Annotated in this window: 9 protein-coding genes; 3 read left to right on the top strand and 6 right to left on the bottom strand. The window is 61.4% G+C overall.

What is annotated here, in order from left to right:
* Positions 1 to 317: hypothetical protein (locus tag VL547_RS21640; RefSeq protein WP_325581917.1), on the top strand; the 317-nt coding region annotated here is incomplete at its 5' end.
* Here the strand turns inward: VL547_RS21640 and VL547_RS21635 are convergent.
* From VL547_RS21635 to VL547_RS21610, 6 genes are all read right to left on the bottom strand, one after another.
* A complete protein-coding gene (locus VL547_RS21635; RefSeq protein ID WP_325581915.1) occupies positions 309 to 2,849 on the bottom strand; it encodes a TonB-dependent receptor domain-containing protein in 2,541 nt (846 codons plus the stop codon). The two genes, VL547_RS21640 and VL547_RS21635, sit on opposite strands and share 9 nt — an antisense overlap.
* Position 2,850: 1 nt before the next feature.
* Positions 2,851 to 4,260, bottom strand: a complete 1,410-nt coding sequence (locus tag VL547_RS21630; protein WP_325581913.1) for a hypothetical protein — start codon at positions 4,258 to 4,260, stop codon at positions 2,851 to 2,853.
* Between the two features lie 69 nt (positions 4,261 to 4,329).
* Entirely contained in the window at positions 4,330 to 4,962 is a 633-nt protein-coding gene (locus VL547_RS21625) for an ABC transporter ATP-binding protein (protein WP_325581910.1), read from the bottom strand.
* The gene (gene modB / locus VL547_RS21620) at positions 4,949 to 5,617 is read right to left on the bottom strand and encodes a molybdate ABC transporter permease subunit (RefSeq protein WP_325581908.1); all 669 of its coding nucleotides are present in this window, start codon (positions 5,615 to 5,617) and stop codon (positions 4,949 to 4,951) included. The genes VL547_RS21625 and modB overlap by 14 nt, the downstream gene beginning before the upstream one ends.
* Before the next feature lies 1 nt (position 5,618).
* On the bottom strand, positions 5,619 to 6,377 hold the full coding sequence (gene modA, locus VL547_RS21615) for a molybdate ABC transporter substrate-binding protein (RefSeq protein WP_325581906.1): 759 nt from the start codon (positions 6,375 to 6,377) through the stop codon (positions 5,619 to 5,621).
* Between the two features lie 24 nt (positions 6,378 to 6,401).
* Positions 6,402 to 8,534 carry an outer membrane beta-barrel family protein gene (locus tag VL547_RS21610; protein WP_325581904.1) on the bottom strand — a complete coding sequence of 711 codons (2,133 nt, stop codon included), beginning with the start codon at positions 8,532 to 8,534 and terminating at the stop codon, positions 6,402 to 6,404.
* A 164-nt stretch (positions 8,535 to 8,698) separates the two neighbouring features.
* Here VL547_RS21610 and VL547_RS21605 point away from each other — a divergent pair, with 164 nt between their 5' ends.
* Positions 8,699 to 9,832: a sensor histidine kinase gene (locus VL547_RS21605; RefSeq protein ID WP_325581902.1), complete on the top strand. Its 1,134-nt coding sequence runs from the start codon at positions 8,699 to 8,701 to the stop codon at positions 9,830 to 9,832.
* Positions 9,807 to 10,532 (top strand): LytTR family DNA-binding domain-containing protein, encoded by a 726-nt coding sequence (locus tag VL547_RS21600; RefSeq protein ID WP_325581898.1) that lies wholly within the window; start codon positions 9,807 to 9,809, stop codon positions 10,530 to 10,532. Before VL547_RS21605 ends, VL547_RS21600 begins: the two co-directional genes overlap by 26 nt.
* The last annotated feature ends 72 nt before the right edge of the window (positions 10,533 to 10,604 follow it).

Below are 10,604 nucleotides of genomic sequence, written 5' to 3'. Positions count from 1 at the left end.
TCCTGCACGGCTTGAATTTTTGGGTGAGGGAGAAAAAGTCGTCGACTTCCGAGTTGGACTATCTATACGCCTTCGATGGCAAGCTGATCCCGATAGAAGTAAAATCAGGGAAAGAAGGAGCGCTTCGTTCGTTGCACAACTACATGGATATAGCGCCCCATTCGTTGGCTATCCGTTTATATGCGGGCGAAAGGCATATAACGACGATAAAAACGGATTCGGGCAAGGTGTATTATTTGTTGAGCCTTCCCTACTACCTCGTCTCCCAGCTCGATGCATACCTGTCGTGGTTTGAAAAAGAAGTGACCTCAAAGTAAAAACCTTACCCCCGCCAGGTACCGCTGCCCGTTCTGCATCCGCTGCACCGTAATCCGGGACGAAGACGTCTGCCCCGGCACGAACCCCGCCGGGGCCGTATTGGCCTGCCGGACCTCGACGACGGTCGCGGAATTCAATAAATTGGACCCTTTTACGAATACGCTCCAGTGCGACCCGAAGCGCCGTTCGGCGGCGACATCCAACAATGCGTAGCCGCGTTGCCACTGATCGAGGCCGTACCATCCGGAAACGTCGTCGATACGCGCGCCGGTGTATACGGACGAAACCTGCGCGGTCCAGCGGGCGTCCTTGTACCATAGGCTTAGGCTCGCCAGGTGCTTGGACTGGCCTTCGAGCGGGCGCGTTTCGGTGCGGCTGACGGTGATGATGTCGCTCGTGGGGTCCTTCGGGTTGACGCGGGTTTTCCACTTCGTGGTTTGGGTCACCCGTGACAGGGTGAAGGTGTAGTGGGCGGCGAGGCCAAAACGGCCCCACGCGCGCGTATATCCGGCTTCCAATCCATAGTTCGACGCCGACCCATAGTTGCGGAGCTGCTCGGTAAGCACGCCGGCGGGAGTATAGGGGAGACCGCCGGAGGGCAGCGGATACAGCGTGTCGCGGTTGTTCAGCAGGGTTTTTTCGAAGGGGTTGCGCAGGTGTTTGTAGAATACGCCCAGCTGCCAGGTATCGGCGTGTTCATACCGGAGGTCGAGGTTGTCGGCGCTTGTGCGGATGAGGAAAGGGTTGCCCGCGATCACGTAGTCTTCCTGGGTGATCGAGGCAAAGGTGACGTCGGAGAGCGCCGGTCGGGACAGCCCCTCGAACCAGGAGGCGCGCAGCTGATCGCCCCCGGCAAAACGGTACCGCCCCTGGACGCTCGGCAACCAATCGGCATAGCGGATGTGGATGTGCTGACCATAGCTCAGGGTGGGGTCCACGTCGGAGGTGATGTCCTGGACGGTGGTCTCGCGCCGGAGGCCGCCCACCCAGTCGAAACGCCGCCACGTATACCGGGCGGCCAGGAATGCGGCGCCGATGTCCTCGTGGGCGCGATACGTGTTTGGGTTGGCGCCGGAACCCAGCGGGTCCTGTGGCGCGTTACCGAGCCACTGCGCGTGGTAGATGTCCACGAACGGTTGGCCCATACCGCCCGGCAGGGAAGGGGTGAAGGTATATTCGGTGTACGTATTGTCGCGGTCCTTGTGCCGGAAGTCGCCGCCGGTCTCCAGCAGGAGATGGCCGTGGCTATAGGTGAGCTCCGCCTTGCCTTCTTCCTGCCGCTCATGGCTGATGAGCCATTGACGCTCCAGCGAGCCCAGCACTACGGGACTTTGCACGATGCTGTCCCCGCTGCCCTGGAGGCGGCCGGTGCTGGCATCCAGCTCCGCCCAATCCGGGTAACGGCCCGAGGCGTAGGCATAGGAGCCCGCCCAGTGCAGGGACCAGGCGTTGCTGAGCCGGTGCGCGCCGGTGAGGATGTTGCTTTCGATCTGCTGGATGTGCAGCCGCGAGCGCTCCAGGATGTCGATGCGGCCCGTGCCCGGCTCGCTTCGGCCCTCGACCAGGCTGGTATCCACGGACATCCGGGACTCCGCGTCGAGGTTGCGGGTATAGAAGCTGAACAGCGTAAGCTTATTGCGGTCGTTGAAGCGATAGTCCCATTGGTTATAGAAGCTCTGCCGGACGGTAGACGTCGAATATTTTCGAGTATAGAAGTCCGTTAGTCCGGAGGCATTGTCGAGCCCCGGCTCCGTCCCCGTACCGATATAGTACCCATCGGAGCCGTGGTGGAAGCCCTGGTAGTCCGCCGCCAGGACCATGCCCAGCTTTTCGTGGGCGTAGCGGTGCGTAAAGATCAACCCGCCGAGCAGGTCCGGTGCGGCTTGCACCGGCCTGAACGAAAGATTGGCCAGCGTGAAATCGGACGCCGACACATACCCCGGCGGCGGATCATACCGCACCACGCCCCGGTCGAAAGTGACAAAACGCCGGTCGAAAAACAACTGGCTGTACCCCGTGGCTACCTGGGCGCTGAAAAAGGGCTGCGCCCCCGCATCCTTCATGACGATGTTGATCAGGCCGCCGATCGCGCCTCCCTCCATGTCGGGGGTGAGGGATTTGTATACTTCGATGCGCTGCGTCAGTCCCGCGGGAAAAAGATCCAACGGGATGTCGTGCCGGCGCTCGTCGGGACTGGGGATCACCATGCCCTGTACGAGGGTGCCATTGTATTTGGGGCTCATCCCACGGATGATCGCGCGGCTATCCTCCCCCGAATTGCCGCGGATGATCGACAACCCGGCCATCCGTTGCACGGCGTCGGTGACGGAGAGGTCCGCCGCCCGCTGCATGGTCTCCGAGCCGGTGACGCTCACCAATTGGGGGGCGTTCCGTTCGAGCCGCCGGGCGTCCTGGTCGGTGCCCGTGGGGTTGCCCAGCAGGGAGATGGCCGGCATGTCGACCACCTTGGGAGCGGCAGTATCGGGCTTTTGCGCGCCCAACCACACCATCAACAAAAGAATCGGCGTCATCTTAGTGCTGGTTCCCGGTCCCGTCGCTTTGGAAGGCCCCGATGTCCTTGCCCGGCTGCAAGAGCGCGGTCACCCCAAAGGTGGGGTCCACCGGTACGACGCCATAGGCGCTGAACTGCGTGTACGCCTTGCCGATCGCGGGCGACCCGGACTTCAGGTGAAAATCGAAACTGCCTGCATAGTCGGCTTCGATAAAGTTGATCGTGGCCGAAGCGGGCAACGGGTAGTTGACGAGCATCGGGTTATTGGCGCCCGGCGTCGTGGCGTTACCGCCGTTGATGTCACCGCTTTGCGGCTGGGTGACGTACCCCGACGGCAGGAACTGGGTGGTGAGGGAATCCGCGTCCGCGTAGTTGTAGGTATACCCATAGTGGACGTTGGCCAGGTCGGCCGAACCGGCGGAAGAACCGGCGCCGGCAACCCCCAACCCGAAACGGCAATTCACCAGGAGGTTGTTATAACAGTTGCCCCGGCCGCCATTCTCGAAGTCCAGCGAGCCGCCTTCACCCACCTTGAGCTGGCGATAACCGGTGGTGACGATGGTATTGTTGTAGCAGTTCATGTCCGCCTGCGGAGAAAGACCGCCGGCATTGGCGGACTTGAAGGCGTTCCCTGTCCCGCCGATAACGAGGTTGTACGCGATGTCGCCGCGGCTGCCGCTCTTGACGTTGACGCATTCTCCCGCGGAGAAGCCCACCTTTTCAAAGGTGTTGCCAAAGATCTCGTACGAGCCGCCCGCCGGACGGAGACAGTCGTTGGCCGTGCCATAGAGCCAGCAGTTTTCCACCACCAGGTGACAACTGGGGTTCGACACGAAAACGGCGTAGCGCTGTGCGCCCGGGCGAACGGGTGAAGAAAGGGGCGCCAGACCGCCCATGTATTCCAGGCGCGTCCACTTCAGGATGATGTCCCCGCTGCCGGTGCCGCCCTGGATACCTCCCCAATAGCCCTTGAAGGCCGGGTCGGTGCTCGGGTTCTGCGGGTCCTTGCTGGGATCGGAGCGGAGGGTGGGGTCCTGGACCGTGACCAGGATGGGCTGGGTTTTGGTGCCCAGGCTCAGCAACGTCCCGTTGACGATCAGGCCGGGCGCGTGGTCCTGGGTCCCGATAGCGGTGGGGCCCGTGCTGGGTCCGACTATATAGATCGTCACACCGCTCTGGATGACCAGCGTATCCCCGCTATTGATCGTGGCGTCGCCGTGGTCGCTGGACAGGTAGTAGGTTTCGCCGCTTTTCAGCGTACCCTTGATGGCGCGGTTGCTCGAGCCAAGCTTGGAGTTGAGGGTATCGCCTGCGTCCACGTAAGAACCGGACGTGAATTGCTGTTGCGACACGTTCACGCTCTGGTTGGATTTGTTACAGGCAAAAAGAACGGCCGTAAGGCCGATGGTTGCCAGGGTTGTTTTTTTCATGGTCGCAAATCTACAATTCTGAGGAAATTCTGAAGTTTCCGTTTATACCGATTAACCATAAATTCATATTTAATAGATATTCGGTCCCGATTCCAGGAGCTGGCGGGGCGTCCCCGATTGCGCAATCCGCCCGTCCTCGAGTCGTAACACCCAATCCGCCAGCGCCCGGGCGTCGTTATCATCGTGCGTGACCAGCACCGTCGTCAGCCCCTCCGACCGGTGGTACTCCAACAGGCGTTTGCGCATCCGGGTGCGCATGGCGGCGTCCTGGGCGGCAAGGGGCTCGTCCAACAGGAGCAGCCTCGGTCCCCGCGCGAGCGCCCGCGCCAGGGCGGTCCGCTGCTTCTGGCCACCGGAGAGACGTTTTTGGCCGGCGCATTCCCTCAGCGCGAAGTCGTCGAGCAGGCATTCGATCCGTTCCGGCGTGGCGCCGGTCACCGTAAGGTTGCCCCGCACCGTGAGGTGGGGGAAGATCGCATAGTCCTGGAAGACCATGCCGACGCGCCTTTGTTGCGGCGGAACGTTGTCCCAGCTGACGCCCGCCATTTCGATGTGCCCTCGCCGGAGCGGCGTCAACCCCGCCAGCGTCCTCAGCAGCGTCGTCTTCCCCGAACCGGTCGGCCCCATCACCGCCATTAACCGCCCCGGCTCCAGCTCGAAGGTCAGGTCGAGGACATCCGTATGCGCGTCAAACCGGATCATGGTCTTGGTTTCGTAAAAGGTATACGCCCAGGAGCAGGCAAAAGGACAGCCCCAGCAGGATGCCGGCGTAGACGTTGGCGTTGTGGTAGTTCATCGACTGGACTTCATCGAAGAGGGCCAGCGACGCCACGCGCGTGACGCCGGGTATGTTGCCGCCCACCATCAGCACCACGCCGAACTCGCCGACGGTATGCGCAAATGTGAGCACGACCCCCGTGGCGATCGAGGCCCGCAGGTTGGGTAACAGGATCCGCCGGAAGGTCGTCCATGGACTCAGCCCGAGCGTATAGGCGGCTTCGGTCATCGACGCCGGCAGGTGTTTCAGCCCCGACCGGACCGGGTGCACCATAAAAGGCAGGCTGTACAGCAGCGAAGCGATCACGATCCCGGGGAACGTAAACGCCAGCCGGACGTCGAGCCAGCGGTCGAGCGCGCGGCCAAAAGCGTGTTCGGGGCTAAAGGCCAGCAGCAGGTAGAACCCCAGGACGGTGGGCGGCAGCACCAGCGGCAGACCGACCAGCGCCTCCACCACCGGTTTACCGGGAAAGCGCCCCACGCCCAGCCACCACGCCAGGGGAAGGGCGAGGACCAGCAGGATCAGCGTGGTGATCGACGCCAGCGCCAGCGTCAGCCACAAGGGTTGGAGGTCCGGCATATCATTCGAATCCGAAGCGGGTTAACACGGCTTTGGCCGGCGGTGTCGTGATAAAAACGGCGAAGTTGCGGGCTTCGGTGTTGGCCGCCCCGTGCTGGAGCAGCGCGTATCCTTGTTCCAGCAGGCTGTGGCTTGCCTCCGGGACCCGCCAGAACCGCCCTTCCTTCATAGAGGGAGACAGCGCGAGCGACAAGGCGATCAGGCCTACGTCCGCGGAGCCGGTGGCGGCGAACTGCGCGGTTTGGGAGATGTTTTCCCCCAACACCAGCTTGTCTTTTACCTGATCGTATAGTTTATAATATTCCAGGCTTTCCACCGCGCGTTTGCCATAGGGCGCGTGGGCGGGGTTGGCGATGGCGATCTTTTTGACGGCGGGATCGGTCAGCAGCTGCATCTTTTTGTCCGACGGGTCCAGCGACCGGCTCCACAACACCAGGTGTCCCGTGGCGTAGCGCACGACGTTCCCATAGACCTTGCCTTCGGCCTTTAGCTTGACCACATAGTCCATGTCTGCCGAGAAAAACAGGTCATACGGGCCCCCGTTCTGTATCTGTTCGTAAAAATTCCCGGACGACCCGTACGTCGCCTCGATACGGGCGTCGGGATGCATCCGCGTATACGTCGCCACCAGCGAGTCCATCGCATACCGCAGGTCGGCCGCCGCGGCGACAAGCACCTTTTGTTGTCCCTGCGCCGCGCCGCCCGTGAGGAGTATCGCCCCGGTCATGAGGAGCATATTTAATAAGAAAACGATCCGCATACGGCTGAAGGTACAAAAAAGCCCTCAACCACCGGCCCGCTGCCGCTCTTCCTCGGCGCCCGACTTCACCGGTGAATGTGCGGCCTTGCCCCTGCCAAACCGGTACTGCAGGCTCAGGGAGATCGTACGGGCGTCCTTGTTGATGGAGTACCCATAATTGTACAAACCCTCATACCGGTCGAAACCGGTTCCGGTCCGGTTGATCAATAAACGCCGGGCGTTGAGGGAGAGGCTGCCCCGGCCCTTCCAAAGCGCTTGCCTGAGCGCGGCGTCGACGTACCAGCCCGCGCTGTACTGGGACCCGATAAAACGATGCTTCCCGGCATAGTCCCCATCGACTTCCGCGGTCAGGCCGCGGGTCAGCTGGAAGGTGTTGTCGACGCTGACGTCGAATGCGACCGGGTTGGGGAGGCTGGCGCTGTCCGGGTTGCCCGAGTATCCGTTCTCGAATACGGACACCGTATTGCTGGTCGTCCACCAACGCGTGACCTGTTTGTCATAGCTGACGTCCACGTTCCACGAAAACGCGTCGATGTTGGTGGGACGACGGGTTATCGTGGAATCTCCCGGATCGGCAAAGGGCAGGGTACGCATATAGTCGTGGTCGCGGTCCATCGCGGCGGTGACGGTCAGGGCGCCGGCCCAGCTCCACGACAATTCCCCGTGCCAGGTCATGTCCGGCCGGAGGTTGGCGTTCCCCTGGAAGTAGAGGATGCCGCTGAGCGGGCGGCGAAAGGGGATCATCTCCGAATAGTCCGGCCGGTCCGTCCGACGCCCGAGCCGGAGTATCAGCGTCTGGCGCGTAAAGGCATACCGAAGGAAGAGGCTGGGGAAGAACTGGAAATAGCGTTGCACGATCGTCGTGTCCTCGGTGCCGACCGCTTTTTCGTTCTCGACCCGCAGACCCGCCTCGAGGCTGAGTTTTTTGAACGACCGCTCGTAGGTCCCATAGACCGCGTCGATCTGCTCGGTATTCATCGAAGGCGAGCCGGGGAAGGTGTCGACGATGTGCACATAACTCGACTTCAAACCGGCTTCCCAACGGCCGCCGCTAAAAGGATGGGTGAAGGCCGCTTGTGCGGAATAGATCTGCAGCCGGCGGTATTGCGGTAGGATCTGGTTGGTATCGCCCTGGAGCCTGTGCAACGTATCGTAGTACAGATAGCGGTTGTCCTGGTTCAACCAGAAACCGAAATTCGCATAGTCCAGGTCGACGGTGAGGTTGCGTCCGAGGGTATCGAAGGCCTGTGTCCATTGCAGGGTGGTGGCGTAGTTCTTGTCGCGGTTGCGTTCGCTGCCGGAGAAGTCTTCGTATTGCACCGGACGCCCCTGGCCGTCGCTCTGAAGCATATGCGACGATGGTTGCTGTCCCACGAGGCCAAAACCTGCCGTGGCCGACAGGCTGAGCGTGGTCCGGGGTGTGGCATACCAGTCGACGCCCCCGCTGGGCCGGTTGAAACGGTTGGAGCGGGTGTCGGTGTTGTCGGACGAATACGCTGTCAGGAGTGCCCCATGGGTATCCAGGAAGTCGTTGTTGGCGTGGCCGGTCAGCAATATCTTGTTGAAGGTATAGCTGTCGGCCGCCCACAGGTTGGCGTGCCCGTTTTTGTAGCTGACACCCAGGTTGCCGTTGTACCGCCCATAGAAGCCTTGTAAAAGACTCGCGCCAGCTGTCCCGTTGAACCCGTCCTTCCGGTTGCGGCGGCGGACGATGTTGATCAGGGGACCGGTTCCGGCCGCGTCGAATTTGGCGGAGGGGTTGGTCATGAACTCCAGGCGTTGTACCGATCCAGCGGGCATGCTGCTGAGCAGCGCCGCGAGGTCCTGGGCGGACAGCCAGGTAGGCTTGCCATCGATCATCACGGTAACCCCCGCCCGGGCATTATAGGTGATCTGCCCGTCGGGACCGACCTGCACCCCGGGAATATGCCGCAGGGCTTCCAGCACGGTCTCGCCTTCGGCCGTAGGGTGCTGGTCGAGGTTGACGACGGTCTTGTCGAGCTGGCGATCGACGAGCGGTTTTGGCGCGGTGATTTTTATGTCCTTGAGCTTCACCGTATCGCGCATCTCCCGGGCGCGTGCTGCATCCTGGGCGTGCGTTGTGTCCTGGGCGTGCGCCACACGGAGGAAGCAGAGCAATATGAGCAACTTTCGCATACGCAATAATCGCTCGCCCCCGCGCGCGAATTTCGCCAAATCGACGGCCCGGCGGCCCCGGCCGCCGGAAAGGTTTCGGGGGGCGGTTTTGCCCGTTCGTCGACTCGCGGTGTGTAAAGCGCGTCTCCTCGCGGGCAATTCGCGAAAAAACCGGAGATTGAAGCATGAATCTCGTGGACGCGATCCAATACTGCCACAAAAAATACCGGCTGGCCGGTCACGTCGTGTTTTGGGGGGTGATACTCGTGGTATCGATCTTCTCCACCCGCTACTATGACGGCAGCAAATTCACCCTCCGGCAGGCCTTTATCGGGAACGGGGTGTATATGATCCCGCAGATGGTCGGCGCCTATTGGCTGACGTATATGATCGTACCGCTGTTCTTTGTCCGCAAGCGGTACGTCACCGCGACGATCGCGTTCGTCCTGGGCTCCTACCTGGTTTGCGTCATGGCGCGTTTCCTGGTGGTGCGGGTGACCGAACCCCTCACGGGCGTTCCCCCCAAAGCCTTCGAGACCAATTGGGAGATCATCAGCAACCTGGGTAAGCTGACCTACGTCTATTATTACCAGATTTTCTGCCTGGCTTTTTTGTATTTGTTCGTCCACATCCTGCTGGAGCAGCTGGTCATCCAGCAACGCGCCCTCACGCTGGAGAGGGACAAGATGGCGACGGAATTGAAGCTCCTCAAAAGCCAGCTGAACCCGCACTTCCTGTTCAATACCCTGAACAACATCTACGCGTTGTCGCTGGCCGGGTCGTCCGCCACATCTTCTTCGATCGCCAAGCTCTCCGAGATACTAGACTATATCCTGTATCGTTGCAATGCCCCGCTCGTCCCGCTGGCGGGCGAGATCGGCCTGTTGAACGACTATCTTTCGCTCGAAGGGCTACGGTACAGCCACCGGCTCGAGGTCCGTTTCGAGCAGCGGCTGGAGCAGGACGCATCGGTGCCCCCGCTGTTGCTCCTGTCGCTGGCGGAAAACGCCTTCAAACATGGCGCCAGCCAGGACCTCGGCTCGCCGCGGATCGACATCGCGCTGGCCGTCGCGGGTGATCGTTTGAGGTATTGCGTCTCCAATACGGTGGCGCACGGCGCGGCCTCAGCGGCGCCAACGCCCGGCGCTCCCGCGGCGCGCAATGGCCGGATCGGGTTGAGCAATATCCAAAAACAGCTCGAGATACTTTTCCCCAACCGCCATACCTTCACCACGGGTTTCCAGGGAGACCGCTTCGAGGCCCTGGTGCTCCTCGACCTAAAAAAGGCCCCCCATGCCTATCCGCTGCCTGCTCGTTGACGACGAACCGCTGGCGATACAACTGCTCCGCCAGCACCTTACCCAGCTGCCCTACGTAACGGTCGCGGGGGACTGCCCGAGCGCGGTGGCAGCCCTGGATTTCCTGAACCGGGAACCGGTCGACCTGATGTTCCTGGACATCCGGATGCCCCAGCTGAGCGGTCTCGACCTGCTCAAAAGCATCCGCCACCCGCCCCCCACCATCCTCACCACCGCGCACCGGCGGTATGCGCTCGAGGGCTTTGACCTCGAGGTGGTGGACTACCTCCTCAAACCCGTGACCTTCGACCGGTTTTTTAAGGCGATGGAGCGCTTCCTGAGGCAAAGCAACCAGCCCATGGCCCACATCCTGTCCTCCTCGGAGCCCCGATTTATCTATCTGAAGTCGGGGTATAAATACGTCAAGGTCGACCTGGACCAGATCATCTATGCGGAAAGCATGAAGGACTACCTCCGCGTGGTCACTTCGGAGACGATCGTCGTCACCAAATACAAGCTGGGAGACTTCGAAGAGGAGTTGAAAAACAAGGGATTCCTGCGCATCCACCGATCTTACCTGGTGAATATGCGGCACATCACCGCCTTTACCGCCAGTGAAATCGAGCTCGGCGAGCACCGGCTACCCGTTGGCGACAGCTACCGCGCTTATGTGGACAAGGTTATTCGCGCTCCTCGGACAGGAACGCCCCCTCCATGGTAAAAAGCAGGTCCCTGCCCTTGACTTCGATTTCGTAGGTGTGCGCGCCCTTGGCGTCAAGCCGCCGTCCGGCTT

This window comes from Dinghuibacter sp., assembly GCF_035492835.1.
Lineage (GTDB): Bacteria > Bacteroidota > Bacteroidia > Chitinophagales > Chitinophagaceae > Dinghuibacter.
Note: the sequence above shows the minus strand (reverse complement) of the source record. Positions and strands in the feature narration are given on the sequence as shown.

What these genes read in the sequence shown, in the direction of transcription:
- VL547_RS21635 (WP_325581915.1), bottom strand. Translation starts at nt 2,849, where the DNA reads ATGACGCCGATTCTTTTGTTGATGGTGTGGTTGGGCGCGCAAAAGCCC.
- VL547_RS21630 (WP_325581913.1), bottom strand. Translation starts at nt 4,260, where the DNA reads ATGAAAAAAACAACCCTGGCAACCATCGGCCTTACGGCCGTTCTTTTT.
- VL547_RS21625 (WP_325581910.1), bottom strand. Translation starts at nt 4,962, where the DNA reads ATGATCCGGTTTGACGCGCATACGGATGTCCTCGACCTGACCTTCGAG.
- modB (WP_325581908.1), bottom strand. Translation starts at nt 5,617, where the DNA reads ATGCCGGACCTCCAACCCTTGTGGCTGACGCTGGCGCTGGCGTCGATC.
- modA (WP_325581906.1), bottom strand. Translation starts at nt 6,377, where the DNA reads ATGCGGATCGTTTTCTTATTAAATATGCTCCTCATGACCGGGGCGATA.
- VL547_RS21610 (WP_325581904.1), bottom strand. Translation starts at nt 8,534, where the DNA reads ATGCGAAAGTTGCTCATATTGCTCTGCTTCCTCCGTGTGGCGCACGCC.
- VL547_RS21605 (WP_325581902.1), top strand. Translation starts at nt 8,699, where the DNA reads ATGAATCTCGTGGACGCGATCCAATACTGCCACAAAAAATACCGGCTG.
- VL547_RS21600 (WP_325581898.1), top strand. Translation starts at nt 9,807, where the DNA reads ATGCCTATCCGCTGCCTGCTCGTTGACGACGAACCGCTGGCGATACAA.